The following is a 19,189-nucleotide window of genomic DNA, read 5'->3' on the forward strand; positions in this document are numbered from 1 at the left end:
ATGCTTACTATAGAGTAATGGGTCAGAGCCATTTGCTAACAGCTAATCGCTAATGGTAAATAGACAAATAGTGATTATGAGTTAACAAATAGCAATACTAACTTTACATTCCCATGATTTCATATCCTGCATCCACGTACAGGACTTGCCCTGTGATTCCACTTGCCAAGTCACTACATAGGAAAGTCGCCGCATTGCCCACTTCTTGCTGAGTGACGGTGCGTCTTAAAGGAGCAATCTGCTCCACATGATGAATCATATCCAAAATGCCTCCTACAGCACTAGAGGCTAAAGTCCGAATCGGACCGGCAGAGATGGCATTCACTCTGATATTTACAGGACCCATCTCAGCTGCTAAGTATCGCACGCTCGCTTCCAACCCTGCTTTGGCAACTCCCATCACATTATAGTTGGGAATTGCCCGCACACCTCCTAGGTAGGTGAGAGTGACGATACTTCCTCCCTGTGTCATCAAAGGTTTAGCATATCCGGCGAGTTGCACTAGGGAGTAGGTACTGACCTCTAAAGCTAGATTGAAGCCAGAACGGGAGGTTTGGCTAAAATCTCCACTTAGATCATCTTTGTTGGCATAGGCAAGGCAATGGATAAGAATATCTAAAGACCCCCATTTAGCGCTAATCGTATCGAAGGTAGATTTAATCTCCTCGTCGTTCTGGACATTACAAGGAAGAAACAAACTAGGGTTTAGCGGTTCTACCAGTTCTGCGACTTTTTTCTCCATTTTGCCTTTCTCATCTGGCAAATATGTAATGCCTAGGTTAGCTCCTGCTTTGTGTAGTTGTTGGGCTATCCCCCAGGCGATCGAGCGGTTGTTTGCGATTCCCGTTACTAAGGCATTTTTTCCGGTGAGATCCAGCATAGAAATTCTTAATGTGAACATTCATGCTTGAGCATACTAGAATCTGACACCAATTTGTCTTTGTTTTGGGTACTATTTGCAAACATGATTTTTCAGTAAACTTTTGATACAACACAATTCACACTTAATTTTTAAGACATGGTCAACATATAGCGGTTATTAATGATTGTCTCGTCTTGCGGTAGCTGGTTGAAAGTAGGTAGTAGATAGTAGGTATTAGGTAGTCAATAGGATTTTTCTCCCTATCGGCCACATACCATTATCAAGAACCTTTTCATACCTTCAATAGAATTACTATGTCTATTTTTTTTACTTCATAAAACTTTTGAAAAGAAGTTTTGTAATTAACTATTAAAAAGGACTAGATCTAAAGACTAAAAATTATGTATTATGATGAACAAATAACTGTAAGGCAAAGATGATAAGTATAGGAAAGTACAAAAACGTTGACAATGTGTGATTGATTTTTCAGGTGTATTCTTAGGGAATCGGTTTTAGTTTTTCCGGCATTGGGTAGGGGAAGGGAGATGATAGTGACACAAGATAAAGCCCTAGCAAATGTTTTTCGTCAGATGGCAACCGGAGCGTTTCCGCCGGTTGTGGAAACATTTGAACGCAATAAAACCATCTTTTTCCCCGGCGATCCTGCCGAACGAGTGTATTTTCTATTAAAAGGTGCCGTTAAACTCTCCAGGGTGTATGAAGCAGGAGAAGAAATAACCGTAGCACTGCTGCGGGAAAATAGTGTTTTCGGCGTCTTGTCCTTGCTGACAGGAAACAAGTCAGATAGGTTTTACCATGCGGTTGCTTTTACATCTGTAGAATTGCTGTCAGCACCAATTGAACAGGTGGAACAAGCGCTAAAGGAAAACCCAGAATTGTCAATGTTAATGCTGCGAGGATTATCTTCGCGGATTTTACAGACAGAAATGATGATAGAAACACTCGCTCACAGAGATATGGGTTCTAGGTTGGTGAGTTTTTTGTTAATTCTTTGTCGTGATTTTGGCGTTCCTTGTGCAGATGGAATCACAGTTGATCTGAAGCTATCTCATCAAGCGATCGCTGAAGCCATTGGTTCAACCCGCGTTACCGTCACTAGGTTACTAGGTGACTTGCGCGAGAAAAAGATGATTTCCATACACAAGAAAAAGATTACTGTTCATAAGCCTGTTACCTTAAGTCGGCAATTCACCTAAAAAAGTTTTGAGTTCGGAGTCCTGAGTTATGAGTAAGATAAAAAAGTCAGAAAAAAGAACTCAAAACTTAGGGCTCAAAACTCAGACCTTTCTTGGATTGGAATAAGGATAGGTGAAAATTGAGTGAACTCAATGCTTGCCTTTTTCCCAATTTCCCACAGATAATGACTGGAAGTAGTAGGCTGTATCTGGAAGGATTTCGTCGGTAGCTGAAGATGACCACCGGGTACATCCTAATTTTGGCAATTTTAATTGTGGGAGGCGTGATTGCCACCGTAGGCGATCGCATTGGCACAAGAGTTGGCAAAGCGCGGCTCTCACTGTTCAAGCTGCGTCCTAAAAACACCGCAGTACTGGTAACGATTTTGACAGGAACTTTGATCTCGGCATCTACCCTAGCAATTTTATTTGCTATTGACGATGGTTTGCGCACAGGAGTGTTCGAGCTAGAGGATATTCAAAAAGACCTCAGGCGCAGACGCGAACAACTGAACACAACAGCAAAACAGCTAGAAGACACTAAAGGAGAGCTAGAGCAAGCTCGAAAAGAACAAAAGGCTCAAGAAGAACGCTTGCAGCAGACGAATCAGTCCTTGCAGGAAGCAAACGCCAAACAACAGGCAACACAAGCTCAACTGAACCGTACCATAAGCCAACAAGCTCAGACTCAAGCTCAACTTCAAGGCACACAAAACCAGCTTAATCAAGCAGTCAGTCGCTATAAACAAGCCATAGGGGAACTTCAAAGCGTTGCTGACGAGAAAAAAAAGCTGTTGGTGGAAATAGAACAAAGAAAAGTAGAACGTCAACGACTTTATGCGGAAGCGAAAAAAGCAATTGAGCAAGCCAAAACAGCGATTGGCAAACGCGATCGCGAACTAGCCAACCGACAGCAAGCTATTGAAGAACGTGATAAAAAAATCACCGCACTGGATCAACTCATTCAAAAACGCAATGCAGAAATTGCAGCCCGAGAGCAAGTGATTACTCAACGGGAATCTCGCCTCCAAGAATTGGAAAGACAACAATACTCTCTAGAACAGGAAGTGGCAAGGCTGGAAAAATACTACCAGTCTTACCGTGACCTGCGTTTAGGGAAACTAGCACTATTTCGTGGTCAAGTTCTTGCCGGAGGCGTTGTTCGTGTCGAGCAGCCTGTAGCAGCACGTCAGGCAATCATTCAACTTTTACAAGAAGCTAACCGAAACGCTAGCATCGAATTAACTGAGCCTGGGACGAATCCGACAAATTCGCAGCCGCTCCAAGTGACACAAGAGCAGGTAGAGCAATTGAGCAAGCAGATTAATGATGGTCGAGAATACGTAGTGCGAATTTTTTCTGCAGGTAATTATGTTAAAGGAGAGAAGCAGATTGGATTTTTTGCTGATGCAGCGCGCAATCAAGTGGTTTTTACCGGAGGTGAGGTCATAGCAACCACGAGCGCAGATCCCAACACCATGACATCCTATCAACTACGGCAACGGCTGGAACAGCTCATTTCTGCTTCGCAATTTCGTGCCCGTAACGCTGGGATTTTAGAAAGTATTCAAATTGATGGAACTTTCATTCGCTTTATCGCCCAGTTGAGACAGTACAACCAGCCAATAGATATCAAGGCTATTGCCGCTGAGGACACATATACAGCAGGACCATTGAAAGTTAAACTAGTGGCAATCCAAAACGGACAGATTATTTTTAGCACTTAAAAAACTAAGGATAAATGAAAAATGCTTAAGTACGAATGTGATTGAGCTATGTTGCTAATTGTTAATTTTTAATAATTTCTAGTCAAAAGTTTATAGTTCAAAAGCTATTGACTTTTGACTTTTGACTTTTAACTTTTTATTATGACTTTGCGTGAATTCTTGCCAACTCAACCAGCTATCTTGGGCTTCGACCCAGGTCGTGATAAGTGTGGTTTAGCAGTGATGGGACTGGATAGACAACTGTACCATCACCAAGTCGTATCGGCAAGCGAGGCGATCGCCGCTATTGTGTCGCTGCGTCAAAAATTTCCCATTTCCTTACTGGTGATGGGTGACCAAACCACGGCAAAACGCTGGAAACAGCAACTGTATGACCAATTAACAGATCCGCTGAACGTTATTTTAGTGGATGAGCGCTACACTAGCTTAGAGGCACGCGATCGCTACTGGCAAATGTATCCTCCTAAAGGATTGGCCAAGCTGATACCACAGGGCTTTCGGCAACCACCACGACCAATAGATGACATTGTAGCCATCCTGTTAATTGAAAGATACCTCAATCGTTTAACTGAATCAGTAGTTAGGAATCAAGAGTGAAGAAACAACAGGGAAAAGTGAAGAAAGAAGACTCAAGCAACCATTCTGTCTTCTCTGTTGTGTCTTCTATCTTATTTCTTACAGTTCTGCTCGAATAGTAAAAGCATAGTCTCCTCCCGGTTCAAGCTGGTAGTCTCGTTGCTCTAAAAAGCGACCGAGAGGTTCTTTGATTAAAGCTCGCCCTTGAGAAGGCTTGACAGACAGTTCTCCCTGGCGGAAATGCCATTGGAACTGCCATTCAAAGTCACCTGCTCTGACTTCACCTTCAAGAAAGCCCTGTTGCCAGGATTGACGGGTAATCCTCACATGGGCGGTAGTTTCTGGTAAACGTTTAGCACTCACAATGCTGTGTGTCAAGTTTAAAATGAAAGCTAACTTTTTATAGCTTTACATTTCCTCAAAATACCTCAAATAGACCAATGGGAGTATTTGGGTGTTCGCTTGACACTCCTACGGGTAAGATATATGAGAAATTCTAAAGCCCGCGCAAGCGGGCTTGATCCATGTAGCCGCAAGTTCACTCGTGCGGCTGTCAAGATTTTGGATTTGCAATTTAGCCGCAAGTTCACTCGTGCGGCTATCTAGATTTTAGATTTGCGATTCATCCACAATCGGTAAATCTAAATCCTGATTTAGAGATTACCGATTCACAGCCGCAGCTTCTCGCGCTGCAGCCGCCTGTTCTGGATGAATACCTAGGCGGGTGAGATTAATCCTGCCTTTGTTGTCAATTTCGCGGACTTTGACAATCACTTCATCACCGACTGCGACTTCATCCTCAACTTTGCCAACACGATAGTCAGCAAGTTGCGAAATGTGGATCATCCCTTCTTTGCCAGGTAAAAATTCCACAAACGCACCAATCGGTATGATTCGCGTCACCCGACCTACGTAGACATCACCTTCGTTGAGCTTTCGTGTCATGCCTTGGATGATGTTACGCGCTTTTTTCGCCTTGCTTTCATCCACGGCAGAAATCGTCACCGTTCCATCGTCTTCGATGTCAATTTTTGCACCTGTTTCCTCAGTGATGCCCTTAATCGTCTTACCACCTGGTCCAATGACCAGACCAATCATGTCTGAATCAATCTTAATGGTCAACAGACGTGGCGCATAAGGTGACATTTCCTCACGCGGTTGAGCAATTGTCTGGAGCATTTTCTCCAGAATATGCAACCGTGCTTCTTTAGCTTGGTGGACGGCTTGGGAGATAATATCCAAAGGCAAGCCTGGAATTTTCATATCCATTTGCAGGGCGGTAATCCCTTTATCCGTCCCAGCGACTTTGAAGTCCATGTCACCCAAAAAGTCTTCGATCCCCTGAATATCAGTTAGGACTCGAACTTCGTCGCCTTCCTTAATCAAACCCATTGCAGCACCGCTGACAGGTTTGGAAATGGGTACGCCTGCATCCATCAAGGCCAGCGTGGAAGCGCACACCGAACCCATTGAGGTAGAACCATTGGAAGAAAGAACTTCTGATACTACCCGAATGACGTAGGGAAATTCTTCTTTTGACGGTAGCACAGGTAATAAAGCTCTTTCTGCAAGCGCCCCGTGACCGATTTCCCGTCGTCCTGGCGCACGTAAGGGTTTGGTTTCCCCGACGGAGAACGGTGGGAAGTTGTAATGGTGCATGTAGCGCTTGTGTTGATCCTGTTGCAAGTCATCATTTAATGTTTGGGCATCTCCCGGTGTGCCGAGAGTACAAGCGGTTAGCACCTGAGTCAGTCCCCGGTTAAATAAACCACTGCCGTGGACTCGCTTGGGTACGACGCTCACTTGAGAAGATACGGGACGTACTTCATCAAGTTTGCGACCGTCAACGCGAACGTTATCTTCGATGATTTGACGGCGCATGAACTTTTTGGTAAGTTCTTTGAAGGTATTACCAACAGCCTTACTGTTTGCAGATGCGGCAACGCGAACGGTGTCTTCTTCTGGAAGTTCGGCGATCGCTGTTTGAATTGAATCCTTTATGGCATCTAAAGCTGTATCTCGTGCTGTTTTGTCCAGATCAAATTGCGACAGAATTTTCTTAATTCCCTCGGCAGCGCGATCGCGGATATAATTTTCCAGCGTCGGGTCTACCTCTGGTGGCTCCTGCACGACAATTTCCAGACCCATTTCTACGAGCAAATCTTGCTGCGCCTTAATTAAGTCCTGTACAGCTTCATAGCCAAAATCAATCGCTTCGATAATGTCTCTTTCTGACAGTTGATTGGCTCCTGCTTCCACCATGATCACACCTTCTGGTGATCCAGCAACTATCAGATCAAGGTCTCCTGCTTCAATTTCTGCATAAGTAGGGTTAATGATAAAATCATCTCCCACAAGACCCACACGCACTGCTGCCATTGGTCCATTAAATGGTATCTTAGCGATCAGAGTGGCGATCGAAGCACCAGTCACTGCTAGCACATCAGGTGGTACCAATTCATCCATCGACAACGTCAAGGCAATGACTTGCAAGTCATCTCGCAACCACGACGGGAACAAAGGACGCAGGGGACGGTCTATGAGACGGCTGGTAAGAATTGCTCTTTCTGGCGGACGACCTTCCCGCCGCATGATCCCTCCGGGAATTCTACCTGCCGCATACAGTCTTTCTTCGTAATCTACTGTTAAGGGAAGAAAATCAATGCCTTCTCTGGCATCTGAACGCGTAGCCGTCACTAAAACTGCTGTGTCCCCAGATTCTATCAACACTGAGCCACCAGCCTGGGGAGCTAGATGACCAACTTTCAGTCGAATATCCCGTCCGTCAAAGGATATTGACTTCTCAAATTCTCCCATTCAGTTTTTTTTCCTTCTATGCACGCTATTCTCTCTCTGTGGCAATCCTAACATTTATGCTCTATGGCTGACGTCAGTTCCATACAAAGATAAACAACTATAACTTACGCACCTAAGTCTACCCTCTTGAGGCAGGTATAAGAGGGCAAGCGAGTAAGGGGCTAGGGAAAATTTATTTTCCTACAGGCGTACCGGGCGCGGTAGGCTTATTCCTCATAGCCCTAGATTGTTTCTCAAAAACATCGCCAATGCCCAGCAATTCCTTAATTCCTTGCCTACGCAGTCTAGGTTGTACAATGAAACCAGCGTTGCAAATATGCCTACACTAACCTGGTATGTAAAGACACGTTTGCAAAGCTCTACTCTAATGAGAAGACGTCCAAACAGCGTCTCCTGACGAGCGAGCAAGTTTCGCGTCTCTACAAAAATCCAAGATTTTTTGGCTTGTGTATTGCACTTCATCAGCTTTACTAATATTTATTCAGTTTTTTTAAATGTTATCTATATGAAAGACTTGTCTATAAATATCTATAAATAATTTTAAAGAATAGAAAATCTACCAAAACAAGTAATTTGCGATATTAAAAGAAAAGCGTTGCTAAATTTAGGTATGAAACAAACCACTGCAAAAATCTAAAAAATACAATCTTTGCGACGCCCTTCGGGTATCTCCTCCCCAGAGGCTGCGCCAACGCCAGTTCCCTACGGCGGGAGACCCGCCTAAGCCCTGCGGGCAGGCTGTGCCAACAGGACTGGACTCACCAGTCGCCGTGACAGCTGGAAACCAACGCCAGTCACCTGGGCGTGGGAAACCCGCCTGCAGTGCTGGCTCCTCCTGCAGCGCTGGCTCGTCTTTACGCGATACAAAATTTATCTCACGTTCAGCAACAAAAAAAGAATTCTAGACCTTAAAAAAGCGAAAATCTAAGTTGTTGTCAAATGGCAATTTTACATGGTAGTTGGTTAACACAAAATCAGGGTAGTTGTTTATTTATTTGGGGGGAGACTTGGCGAACTCTTGGAACAAATTCTAGTAAGGGTGCATCACATATACCGCCACATCCATTGGCGATGACACCATTAGAATTAGTTGAATGGCTGGGTTCGCGTAATATTTCAATCGCTAGAAGCCTGCAAAAACAAGATGTAGAGAAGTTGTCTGCAACGTCTCTACGAAATCGCAAAACACCCAAAACTCCCAGCGCTGCTGAAGTAAGTTTGCCAACGCACTCGCAAATCATTGCCTTACCAACTCATATTTTAGAGAATACTTATGAGGAAGCAGCATCAATATTCCCAGCACATTCTGCCGCATTAGGTTTAGAAGAAGAAACTCCACAGTACCTGCAACCGTGGCTGATTGAAGGTTTTTGTCTCAACCCTGAAGAGGCAATAAAATTTCTCACTTCTCTACCACTGAATGTCCCCAACGGAGAAAATACCTTTTTGGGGGGAGATTTACGCTTTTGGGTGCAGGTTGCCCGCTGGAGTTTAGATTTAATTTCCCGTAGTAAGTTTTTGCCTGTCATTCAACGACAACTAAATAATTCCGTCGTCGCCAAATGGCAAGCACTTCTAGACAGCGCCCAAGATGGAACTCGCCTGGAAAAATTTTCTCAATTGATGCCACTGGCTTGTCGGACTTACCAAGGAAGTGGGCGAGATGAGGGAGATAAGGAAGCAACATCCTCCTCATACCCTCATATAAACCTCCCGCCCGAACCCCAAGAATTGCTGCTGGGATTTCTTCACAGTACGATAGATGCCCAAGTACGAGTGATGGTGGGTTCCCAAACTTTGGTAGAACCCAGAGTAATGGCGTCTTTACCGTCTGCGGTGCGAGAGTGGTTACATTCTTTGACGGCTGCGTCAAACACACTCAGCAGCGATCCGTTTGGGGTGGAACGACTGGAGGCGGCGCTGAAAGCTTGGACTATGCCCTTGCAATACCAAATGCAGGCGAAAAACCAGTTTCGTACCTGTTTTGTACTACGTTCCCCGGAGTCAGGCGAGACAGATTGGACTTTGGCTTATTTCCTCCAAGCGGCTGATGACCCAAATTTTCTAGTAAATGCGACAACGATTTGGAAGCATCCTCTGGAAAAATTGGTTTATCAAAATCGCACAATTGAACAACCGCAAGAGACATTTTTGCGGGGTTTGGGATTAGCTTCGCGATTGTATCCACCAATTCAACTCAGCTTAGAAACCCAATATCCTGAATCTTGCCGTCTCAATCCAGTTCAAGCTTACGAGTTTATCAAGTCTGTGGCGTGGCGGTTTGAAGATAGCGGTTTAGGCGTCGTTTTGCCTGCCAGTTTGTCGAACCGTGAAGGATGGGCGAACCGTTTGGGTTTAAAAGTCACAGCGCAAACGCAGAAGAAAAAGCTAGAACGCTTGGGTTTGCAAAGCCTGTTGAATTTTAAGTGGGAATTAGCAATTGGTGGGCAGACTCTTTCCAAGGCAGAATTTGACAAGCTGGTGGCGTTGAATAGCCCATTAGTAGAAATTAACAACGAGTGGGTGGAATTGCGACCTCAAGACATCAAGACAGCGCAAGCATTTTTTGCTTCTCGTAAAGACCAAATGGCGCTGTCTTTGGAAGATGCTTTACGCATCAGTACAGGGGATACCCAGACGATTGAAAAATTACCCGTGGTCAGCTTTGAGGCGTCTGGGGCATTGCAAGAATTAGTCACGACGTTAACGAACAACAAAGCCGTCGAACCTCTGCCTACACCCGCCAGTTTCCAGGGACAGTTGCGACCTTATCAAGAACGTGGGGTGGCGTGGCTTGCCTTTTTGGAACGTTGGGGCTTGGGCGCTTGTCTCGCGGACGACATGGGATTGGGAAAAACGATTCAATTCATCGCCTTCCTTCTACACCTAAAAGAACAGGAAACACTGGAAAAACCAACTTTGCTTGTTTGCCCAACTTCAGTGTTAGGAAACTGGGAACGGGAAGTCAAAAAATTTGCTCCAACACTGAAAGTTTTCCAATATCACGGTGACAAACGCGCCAAAGGTAAGGCGTTTTTGGAAGCAGCAAATAAGCATGATATAGTCATCACGAGTTACTCCCTAGTTCAGCGTGATGTCAAGTCATTGCAGGGCGTTTCTTGGCAAGTTATTGTGTTAGATGAAGCGCAAAATGTGAAAAATCCGGAGGCAAAGCAGTCCCAGGCAGTACGGCAAATAGAATCTACATTTCGCATTGCCTTGACAGGAACACCAGTAGAAAATAGACTCCAAGAACTCTGGTCTATTTTGGATTTTCTCAATCCAGGGTATTTGGGAAATCGGCAATTTTTCCAGCGACGGTTTGCCATACCAATTGAAAAGTATGGTGATGCAGCTTCGTTAAATCAATTGCGTTCATTAGTTCAACCTTTTATTCTGCGCCGCCTGAAAAGTGACCGCGAAATTATTCAAGACTTGCCAGAAAAGCAAGAAATGACTGTATTTTGTGGTCTGACTACTGATCAAGCAGCACTTTATCAAAAAGTGGTGGAAGAGTCTCTGGCTGAAATTGAAGAAGCCGAAGGTTTACAACGCCGGGGAATGATTTTAGCTTTATTGATAAAGTTAAAACAAATTTGCAATCACCCATCGCATTATCTGAAGCAAGACACATTGGAACAACATCATTCTGGAAAACTGCAACGGTTGGAAGAAATGTTGGAGACAGCGATCGCAGGTGGCGATCGCGCTTTAATTTTCACCCAGTTTGCCGAGTGGGGTAAGTTGCTAAAACCATATCTGGAAAAACAGATAGGGCGAGAAACATTGTTTTTATATGGGAGTACTCAGAAAAAACAACGTGAGGAAATGGTAGACCGTTTCCAACACGATCCCCAAGGACCACCAATTATGATTCTGTCGCTGAAAGCGGGTGGTGTTGGACTGAATTTAACACGGGCAAATCACGTTTTTCACTTTGATAGATGGTGGAACCCAGCAGTCGAAAATCAAGCAACAGATAGAGTATTTCGGATTGGTCAAACCCGCAATGTCCAAGTCCATAAATTTGTTTGCACTGGCACTTTGGAAGAAAAAATTCACGACATGATTGAAAGCAAGAAACAACTTGCTGAACAAGTTGTCGGTGCGGGCGAAAATTGGTTGACTGAACTCGATACAAACCAACTCCGCAACTTGTTAATACTTGACCGTAGTGCAGTGATCGACGAGGATGCAGAATGATTAGGAACCCCACCCCCTACCCCTCCCCGCAAGCGAGGAGGGGAGGAAATGCTTCTGACTTGTCGCAAGCAAGCAGGCGAGGAAATGCTTCTAACTTGTCGCAAGCAAGCAGGCGAGGAAATGCTTCTAACTTGTCGCAAGCAAGCAGGCGAGGAAATGCTTCTGGCTTGTCGCAAGTAAGCAGGGGAGGAAATGTTTCTGACTTGTCGCAAGCAAGCGGGGAAGGAAATGTTTCTGACTTGTCGCAAGCAAGCGGGGAAGGAAATGCTTCTGACTTGTCGCAAGCAAGCGGGGAAGGAAATGCTTCTGAATTGTCGCAAGCAAGCAGGCGAGGAAATGCTTCTGAATTGTCGCAAGTAAGCAGGCGAGGAAATGCTTCTGAATTGTCGCAAGCAAGCGGGGGAGTAAATGTCCCCCTCTCTGCTGGCGAAGAGGTGGGTAGGGGGGTGAGGTTTTATGCAGTTATAGAAGAGGAAACACAATGACAAGTTACACCCTTGAAGCGAGTCGAGAATGGTGGTCACAACGGTGGCTTGATTTGTTAGATTCCTATCGTTTTAAAAAACGTCTGGAACGTGGGCGAAACTATTCACGTCAGGGAAATGTCCTCAGCATCGAGTTTAAAGGCGCAAAAGTTTTGGCTAGGGTGCAAGGTTCGGATCCAGAACCATACAAAGTTTCCCTGTCCCTTGACCCATTTAGCGAGGAACAGTGGGGTTATGTGATTGAAACTATGTCGCAAAAGTCAATTTTTGCTGCAAAGTTATTGGCAGGGGAAATGCCGCAAAATATGGAAGACGTTTTCACTAGCAATGGTCTTTCCCTATTTCCTTTTACCTTGTCTGATGTTCACAGTAAATGTTCTTGTCCTGATAAGGCTAATCCCTGCAAACATGTTGCTGCAATTTACTATCAGTTAGGCGATCGCTTTAGTGAAGACCCATTTGTTTTATTTCAATTACGGGGACGCACAAAAGAGCAAATTATCAGTGATTTACGCCAGTTACGCAGTGCTAGCAATGTAAACACGTTGGATGCAACGTCTCTAGATGAACCATCTCAGGTACAAGAGTCAACACCAGAGAAACAATTTTCTGTAACAATGAACTCTTTTTGGCAATATAATGAGCCATTGGAGTCTTCTTTGGTAGTCATTGTACCATCAACAAACGAAACAGTTTTAGATGTGTTGGGGTCAATTCCCTTAGCAAAAGAAGAGGAAAATTTAACTTCTTTAACTGCTGCTGATGTGGTGATGAAGTATTTAGATACAGTTTACAAAGATGTTAGCCAGAAAGCTGTTTTAGCAGCAATGAATGTCGGAGGTGGTTAAGAGAAGGAGGATGAGAGAAATTGAAGAATAAGAGGTATTTACTTTCTTCTCTCTTTCACCTTCGCTATCTCCTAGGTTCGCGTTTGCGTAACAAAGTGGAACTTCGGCTTGTATGTTTTTTGTATTCTTGATGATTTTTATGACTAAGGATGGAATGCTATAAAAGCAGAGTAATCGAGTCAAACACACATGGAACTCCAAACCAAAATTATTGCAGTAGAACTTGCTGATGGTACAAGTGTCAGAGTTGAAGCTACACAGATAGGCGATCGCAAAATCAATTTTCAAACGCGACCTTTTGAGGAAGTCACCACCGCGATAGAATCGTTGACCAAAGAAATTGCGTCAGCATTACACAAGGTGAAGCCAGATAGAGCCAGAGTAAAGTTTGGTGTAGATATTGGCATTGAATCTGGTAAACTTACAGCTTTACTGGTAAAGGGTTCTAATACGGCAAATATAGAGATTACTTTAGAATGGGGTGAGTGATCGGATTTGGTATCGCTACATCTATAGCAATCCTAAATCATTCGTGAAAATCAATCGTACATAAACATTTTGGCGAAATCGAAGATTTGATGGTGAGTTATGAGTTCAAATAATCTCTTAACCGCACCACTCGTATTTACACAGATGATAGAACTCTGTAACAAACTTTTTGGCGTACAACCAAATATCTTCTACCGGGTTTTGTTCTGGGTCATTTGCGGCAAAGCGAATACAAGTAATTTTCCACTCCTGAACATCCAAACCCTGATTTACGGAATTTAGGTATGCTGGAAATTCAACCGAACGATGATAGCTCGCTCCATCCCAAATCAAGGCAATACGGCTTTTGGAAAACTGGGAGAGTAAGTATTCAACAAATGCGAGCGCGTTGCTACCTCAAGGCTCTAATCCTTTAGGCGGGGATGTGTAAGATATGGTTTAACGAAATATTCTGCAATCTTCTAATTCTTCTCGCAAACATAGAGGATGATAACCTAAAGAAAAAGCTTTGGAACTATCTAAAGAAACATCAGATGGTCTAGGTGCTGCCATTTTTACATCTTTTTGTCGGCAGGCTTTTAATCCGTCGGAGGGAAGTTGAAAAACCTCAACTAATAAACGACCAAAATCATAGCGCGAGATTCTCTCTTTTCCTCCTAAATGAATGAGTCCGTTCACTTTTTCCAATGCTAATAACAACCCTTTTGCTGCACTTTTTCCACTGACAGGTGTCCGAAACTCATCTATAAATAAATTTAATTCTTTTCGCTGTTTAAGAGTTTGAATAAATGGTTGTATAAAGCTTGTTGCTGTGGGTGTTTCCTTGCCAAACATTAACGGCATACGGCATATAGCAGTCATGGGATAACGCTTTAGCATACCTTCCTCAGCCATGACTTTTTGCTCACCATAAATATTAACAGGACATACAGGATCTGTTTCTTGATAGGGAGCATTTAAGCCATCAAAAACCAAGTCGGTTGAAGTAAAAGTGCAAGAAATAGAAGAATCCGCACAAAGTCCAGCGATATTGCAGGATGCTGTCACATTAATTGCGTGTGTTTCATCCGGATGAGTTTGACAAAAATTTGGTTGGGATATTGCGGCGGTATGAATCACCGCGGCTGGTTCAACAGCATCAAATATTTGTTTCAGTTCTTGAAAATTTGTCAAATCCACTTTCAGCATTTTTATGCCTGGAATTTCTAAAAAATGGGAAAAGTAGGTTCCATAAACTTCCCATTCTTGTTTTGCTATCTGGCAAATGTGCCATCCTAAAAAACCACTTGCGCCAGTAATTAACAGTTTTTTCATATTTAAAATCTATACTTTGACTAAGGGTAACAGTAACAATTTTAAGAAGTAAATCTTAGAGGTTGTTTAAAAAGTGGTTGGCTGTGATTTTTGGCACTTATTGATCCCCCCTAGCCCCCCTTGGAAAGGGGGGAACCGGAATCAAAGTCCCCCTTTTTAAGAGGGATTTAGGGGGATCTAGAACACTTTGCTACCGACAGTAGGACTTTTAAAACATCCTCTTAAAACAGTTATCAGTCCTGACGGCGTATGGTGGGGGACGCGCGACCACTCATATTTAACTGATAACTGTTCACTGTTAAATATTTAGGGTGCGTTATGGCAAATTTAACGCACCCTACTGTAGTTTAAAAGTTTACAAATTATTCTATCAATTCCTGGAATTTCTTATGAGTACGAATTTTGGCAAAATCTGAGTCTGTTTTTGCTAACTTGTCGTACTTACCCGGAAAAAGCTGAATCGCCTTTTGTAGGTTCTCAACTGCTAATTTTGTATTATTCTGTAATGCATAAGTACAAGCTTTGTTGTAGTAAGCTTCATGCTTGTTTGGTTGAATGGCGATCGCCTTATTGTAGGATGCTAAAGCTTCCTGATAGCGTTGCAACTTTGTCAGGGCTATGCCTTTGTTTATCCAAGCTTCAAGCTTGTCTGGTTTAATGGCAATTGCTTTGTCGTAAGATACTATCCCTTCTTGGTAGCGTTGCAATTTTGTTAGGACATTACCTTTATTAAACCAGGCTTCATGTTTGTCTGTTTTAATGGCAATTGCTTCGTCGTACGATTCTACAGCCTCCTGATACCGTTGCAAAGCGGTTAATGCATTACCTCTGTTAATCCATGCTTCCGCACTCTGAGATTTAATCGATATCGCTTTGTCGTATGCTGCTATTGCTTCCTCGTAGCGATGTGAGTTGAACAAACTATTCCCTTTAGTGAAATAGTTTTCTGCCTTTTGAGCATCATTTGCTTCTGTAATTAACTGGGCAACATTAGTTTCCTTAATCACTTGCCTGCTATTTTGTCCAGCTGATTTTGCCCACTCACCACAGCCAGATAGAAATACAGTCGTTAAAAAGCTATAAGCAACAAAGCAACGCCAACTGACCATGCTTGACTATAGAACTCTTAGTATCATCCTAATCTTTTTCTTCTTTAAAAGAAGTATAAAGACATACTGACATTTTAGCAAAACTATGGATAAAAAAATGTATTAAAACCTTTGCTGAAAAAAAGATATTTGACAAAATACTTCTTATTGATAATACCATATTATACGTAGATGAAAAGGTAAATTTTGGTATTTTCTTTATCTTGACAATCTCATATCTAAAATAACAAAATTGATTTATGTCCTAAGATAGATATAATTATTTTATTTATATCAATCAAATTATTTTTGCAGAGAGTCCAGAGTTACTCTTGACTTTTGAACGGCAAAGACGTATATGAGGATTGCTCGATCTCGATTTGAACAAAAAAGCAGCTAGCTGCGCATTTACTTACTTTTGTGTCAGATGCAATTGGTTGAGGAACCGCAATCTTTTCAGAAATCCTACCGTAAATATTTGTACAGAGAAAAAATGGTAAAAATATAACGGCATTGTCTGGATTTGAGAGCAGAGCCGATGTCTAAAAAAAGCCACATATTTGACATAAGTAATTTGACTGTAGGCATCATTGGTGCTGCGGCGGGTGTCGCTGGTTTAGTCTTGGCGTACGATGTTGCTACTGGCTGGACTCCAGGTATATTCGGCTTCGGCTCAAAAGACCGCTTTTCTTGCGCCTTGCAACCCGATACACAAAACGGCGGCGAGATGTGGATGGTAATGTATCGTAATGATCAGGCCAGGATAAATAGCGATAACGCCTATTTTTTTAGCGCCCCAATAGATTCAGTGACCGCTGGCGTTTATTGATTACTGTTTGTAAGTCAGGTTTGATTTGAAGGGCTTTATTATAAGATTTAAGCGCTTCATCGTACCGTTTCATCTGCTCCAGTACATAACCTCGGTTCTCCCAAGCTTCGGCAGGGCTAAGTTTGCCCCATTCACTATTGACTTGAATAGCACGATCAGTTGTTACCTGCGGCTGTTGCCTAACCCCACCTTCTAGCAGATACCATGAGACAGCTGTTGAACTGAAGCGTGCTGGTGGCAAAATATAATCATGCCGATTGAATCCAACTCCAACTCATCCCTGTCTCATAAACAAGAACCTGTTCTCGAAGACGACTTACAACCAGATGACTTTGAGGACGTAGGTGAAAATTGCTTCATCCCAGATGGGCTTGCCACTCAACAAGCCCTTGCGGCACTTTCATCGCTGCAATCTCCGCGCAACACAGCTGCCCTCCAACAAGCACGTTCCACTCTCCAAGGGATCACTAGACCTGTCACTGTCAAACCCAGGGCATTGTTGCTGATCTTAGTAGCGATCGCCATCACTTTTATAGGAATAGCCATCAATAACTGGATCATTGGTATCTTGGGAACGCTGGGAACTTTGGTCTTGTCACTAGCAGTGCTGTTACCAACTATAGTCACTGTGGTACAAGAGTGGTTTTCAGATCAAGAACGAGCGCTGTTTGTTGCGTTTTTAGGAGTCATAGCAGGTCTCATTGGTGGAATTAAGTTCAGCGGTTTGGGCGATCGCATCCTAGCTTTTGGACGCCGAATAAACTGGGAAGCTTCTGGGACACTTGCGGAATGGTTTGGTGCTTTGGGGCAAATTCTCATTGCCATTATTGCCGTTTATGTTGCTTGGCGACAGTACGTCATTTCTAAAGACTTGACCATTCAGCAAAACCTCCTCACGGTTCAGCAAAATATTATTACCCAACAGCAGACGATAGATTCCTATTTCCAAGGTATCTCTGACTTAGTATTAGATGAACAAGGATTGTTAGAGGATTGGCCACAAGAACGGATGATTGCGGAAGGACGCACAGCAGCAATTCTTAGTAGTATAGATGGTAGTGGGAAAGCGAAAGTTCTCCGCTTTCTCTCGCGTTCCAAATTGCTGACACCCCTGAAGCGCGATCGCCATCTTGGGCGTGCCATTCTCGACGGTAATGGCGGTTATGCAGAAGATCGAGAGGCTGGTTTGCGTGTCATCGATTTAGGAGTGATGCTTGCGGGAGCTGATCTTGCTAGTACTGATTTGCGTTGGACTGATCTGTCGGAAGCCAATCTTGTCCGCGCTAACCTCATTAACTGTGACTTGGTAAAAGCCAATCTCTCCCGGGCTATTTTATATGAAGCAAAACTCAACGGTAGTGATTTAAACGGAATTCGCCTCTTCTATGGTTCCGCTGAAACCGCCTCGCCTCGCAGCCGTACTGCACCGCCAGACTACGAGACTGGCGAACACACAGGGGCTGTTGTCGAAGACGCTGATTTCACCAATGCCCAGCGAATGTCTGAGTCAGCGCGATACTATTGCTGTGCTTGGGGAGGCGAAAAAACCAGAAGTACTATTCCCGGCGGTTGCGAAGGCATTCCTAATAAGTTGGGCAGGTAGTCATTAGCAAATCATTTGTAAGAAACAAGATCCCCGACTTCTTTAAGAAGTCGGGGATCTGTGGCTTTCAATTCTCACAAAGAAAGCGGAGGATTACTATTTGACTTTTGCAAGAAGTCTATTTGTTAGTCATTAGTTGTGTTGGTTTTTCTTGTAACCACTAACTACTTGCTTTTGACGTTGGAGGCATGACAACTTTCTTAGCTAACCCCAGAGTCTGCAATGTTTTAATTGCCCACCAAGTCATATCTACTTCCCACCAAGAGTATCCGGCTTTTGCGACATTTGGATGAGCATGGTGATTGTTATGCCAACCTTCACCATAAGTTAGAATTGCCGCCCACCAAAGATTACGAGAGTTATCCTTCAACTGGAAACTACGATAGCCGCGCAGGTGAGCTGCAGAGTTGATGAACCAAGTGGTATGCCACAGCACTACTGCCCGCAGAAAGACTCCGTAGATTACAAAACTCCATCCACCCAAAGCATACAATAAGACACCAACAGGAATCTGGAGTGGCAAGAAGTTGCGATTCAGCCAACGATAAAAGGGGTCACGGTATAATTCCGGGGCAAATCTTTTGTAATGTTGTTCCTCAAAAAACTCTGCACGCGGGTAAAAAATCCAAAGCATATGGCTCCACCAAAAACCACGCTGGGAAGAGTAGGGGTCTTTGTCTGGATCCTCTGTATGCGCATGATGTAGCCGATGTCCCGCCACCCAAAAGATTGGTCCTCCTTGCATCGCAAGCGCACCCACAATAGCGAGTCCATACTCCAACCACTTCGGTACCTGAAAACTTCGGTGAGTCAAAAGCCGATGATATCCTAAACAAATACCAATGCTGCCAAACAACCAGTGCAGGAATATCATCACTCCCAAAGCAGACCAAGAAAAACACCAGGGAGCGAGGATTGCCAAGGCATGAAATGTACCGAAAAATGCCACGTTGATCCAGCTCAGAGTAAGCGGCTGCTTACCAACAGCCGCAGCTGAGTTGATAGTCATAAATCTTTCCTTTGACGTGAATGCCGTAAATAAACTAGTGCAGAAGACTGTACTCGTTACCACATCCTCTGCAAACACAGGCGTTGACAGCTAAAGTAGGAGGAGAGGATGCAAGTGCTACTTACATCTGTTAGTGTAGCAAA

The 19,189-nt window shown here is 43.7% G+C and carries 17 protein-coding genes; 9 read left to right on the forward strand and 8 right to left on the reverse strand.

Going from position 1 to position 19,189, the window contains the following annotated elements; genetic code table 11:
• Positions 1-103: 103 nt before the first annotated feature.
• Positions 104-880: an enoyl-ACP reductase FabI gene (fabI, locus tag V5G28_RS32860; RefSeq protein ID WP_073633267.1), complete on the reverse strand. Its 777-nt coding sequence runs from the start codon at positions 878-880 to the stop codon at positions 104-106.
• Between the two features lie 527 nt (positions 881-1,407).
• On the opposite strand from fabI, the gene ntcA reads away from it, so the two are divergent.
• The 3 genes from ntcA to V5G28_RS32875 all read left to right on the forward strand — a co-directional run bounded on the left by ntcA (position 1,408) and on the right by V5G28_RS32875 (position 4,382).
• Entirely contained in the window at positions 1,408-2,079 is a 672-nt protein-coding gene (ntcA, locus tag V5G28_RS32865; RefSeq protein ID WP_041034146.1) for a global nitrogen regulator NtcA, read from the forward strand.
• A gap of 215 nt (positions 2,080-2,294) precedes the next feature.
• Positions 2,295-3,785 carry a DUF3084 domain-containing protein gene (locus tag V5G28_RS32870; protein ID WP_096565170.1) on the forward strand — a complete coding sequence of 497 codons (1,491 nt, stop codon included), beginning with the start codon at positions 2,295-2,297 and terminating at the stop codon, positions 3,783-3,785.
• Positions 3,786-3,926: 141 nt separating this feature from the next.
• Entirely contained in the window at positions 3,927-4,382 is a 456-nt protein-coding gene (locus tag V5G28_RS32875; RefSeq protein WP_073633269.1) for a pre-16S rRNA-processing nuclease YqgF, read from the forward strand.
• Positions 4,383-4,460: 78 nt separating this feature from the next.
• Here V5G28_RS32875 and V5G28_RS32880 read toward each other — a convergent pair whose 3' ends face one another.
• Together V5G28_RS32880 and V5G28_RS32885 are read right to left on the reverse strand one after the other, a co-directional pair.
• Positions 4,461-4,724: a DUF3146 family protein gene (locus V5G28_RS32880; protein WP_332991602.1), complete on the reverse strand. Its 264-nt coding sequence runs from the start codon at positions 4,722-4,724 to the stop codon at positions 4,461-4,463.
• Between the two features lie 297 nt (positions 4,725-5,021).
• Positions 5,022-7,178, reverse strand: a complete 2,157-nt coding sequence (locus V5G28_RS32885; RefSeq protein ID WP_332991604.1) for a polyribonucleotide nucleotidyltransferase — start codon at positions 7,176-7,178, stop codon at positions 5,022-5,024.
• A 939-nt stretch (positions 7,179-8,117) separates the two neighbouring features.
• Between V5G28_RS32885 and V5G28_RS32890 the strand changes: the two genes are divergently transcribed.
• The 4 genes from V5G28_RS32890 (at position 8,118) to V5G28_RS32905 (ending at position 13,203) form a co-directional block, all read left to right on the forward strand.
• Positions 8,118-11,381 carry a DEAD/DEAH box helicase gene (locus V5G28_RS32890; protein WP_332991606.1) on the forward strand — a complete coding sequence of 1,088 codons (3,264 nt, stop codon included), beginning with the start codon at positions 8,118-8,120 and terminating at the stop codon, positions 11,379-11,381.
• Entirely contained in the window at positions 11,378-11,866 is a 489-nt protein-coding gene (locus V5G28_RS32895) for a hypothetical protein (protein WP_332991608.1), read from the forward strand. The genes V5G28_RS32890 and V5G28_RS32895 overlap by 4 nt, the downstream gene beginning before the upstream one ends.
• The gene (locus V5G28_RS32900; protein WP_096565183.1) at positions 11,863-12,714 is read left to right on the forward strand and encodes an SWIM zinc finger family protein; all 852 of its coding nucleotides are present in this window, start codon (positions 11,863-11,865) and stop codon (positions 12,712-12,714) included. The genes V5G28_RS32895 and V5G28_RS32900 overlap by 4 nt, the downstream gene beginning before the upstream one ends.
• A gap of 189 nt (positions 12,715-12,903) precedes the next feature.
• A complete protein-coding gene (locus tag V5G28_RS32905) occupies positions 12,904-13,203 on the forward strand; it encodes a CU044_2847 family protein (RefSeq protein WP_332991627.1) in 300 nt (99 codons plus the stop codon).
• Between the two features lie 117 nt (positions 13,204-13,320).
• On the opposite strand, the gene V5G28_RS32910 is transcribed toward V5G28_RS32905, so the two are convergent.
• From V5G28_RS32910 to V5G28_RS32920, 3 genes are all read right to left on the reverse strand, one after another.
• Positions 13,321-13,536 carry a hypothetical protein gene (locus V5G28_RS32910; RefSeq protein WP_332991629.1) on the reverse strand — a complete coding sequence of 72 codons (216 nt, stop codon included), beginning with the start codon at positions 13,534-13,536 and terminating at the stop codon, positions 13,321-13,323.
• 105 nt (positions 13,537-13,641) lie between these two features.
• On the reverse strand, positions 13,642-14,517 hold the full coding sequence (locus tag V5G28_RS32915) for an SDR family oxidoreductase (RefSeq protein ID WP_332991632.1): 876 nt from the start codon (positions 14,515-14,517) through the stop codon (positions 13,642-13,644).
• A 362-nt stretch (positions 14,518-14,879) separates the two neighbouring features.
• The gene (locus V5G28_RS32920) at positions 14,880-15,626 is read right to left on the reverse strand and encodes a tetratricopeptide repeat protein (protein WP_332991634.1); all 747 of its coding nucleotides are present in this window, start codon (positions 15,624-15,626) and stop codon (positions 14,880-14,882) included.
• Positions 15,627-16,143: 517 nt separating this feature from the next.
• Here V5G28_RS32920 and V5G28_RS32925 point away from each other — a divergent pair.
• Positions 16,144-16,434 (forward strand): hypothetical protein, encoded by a 291-nt coding sequence (locus tag V5G28_RS32925; protein ID WP_332991636.1) that lies wholly within the window; start codon positions 16,144-16,146, stop codon positions 16,432-16,434.
• Here the strand turns inward: V5G28_RS32925 and V5G28_RS32930 are convergent.
• Positions 16,394-16,675 (reverse strand): tetratricopeptide repeat protein, encoded by a 282-nt coding sequence (locus tag V5G28_RS32930; RefSeq protein ID WP_332991638.1) that lies wholly within the window; start codon positions 16,673-16,675, stop codon positions 16,394-16,396. The genes V5G28_RS32925 and V5G28_RS32930 overlap by 41 nt on opposite strands.
• Before the next feature lie 9 nt (positions 16,676-16,684).
• On the opposite strand from V5G28_RS32930, the gene V5G28_RS32935 reads away from it, so the two are divergent.
• Positions 16,685-18,037 carry a pentapeptide repeat-containing protein gene (locus V5G28_RS32935; protein WP_332991640.1) on the forward strand — a complete coding sequence of 451 codons (1,353 nt, stop codon included), beginning with the start codon at positions 16,685-16,687 and terminating at the stop codon, positions 18,035-18,037.
• A 160-nt stretch (positions 18,038-18,197) separates the two neighbouring features.
• On the opposite strand, the gene V5G28_RS32940 is transcribed toward V5G28_RS32935, so the two are convergent.
• A complete protein-coding gene (locus V5G28_RS32940) occupies positions 18,198-19,046 on the reverse strand; it encodes an acyl-CoA desaturase (RefSeq protein WP_096565199.1) in 849 nt (282 codons plus the stop codon).
• Positions 19,047-19,189: the final 143 nt, after the last annotated feature.

The organism is Scytonema sp. PRP1 (genome assembly GCF_036697665.2).
GTDB lineage: Bacteria > Cyanobacteriota > Cyanobacteriia > Cyanobacteriales > Nostocaceae > Kalymmatonema > Kalymmatonema gypsitolerans.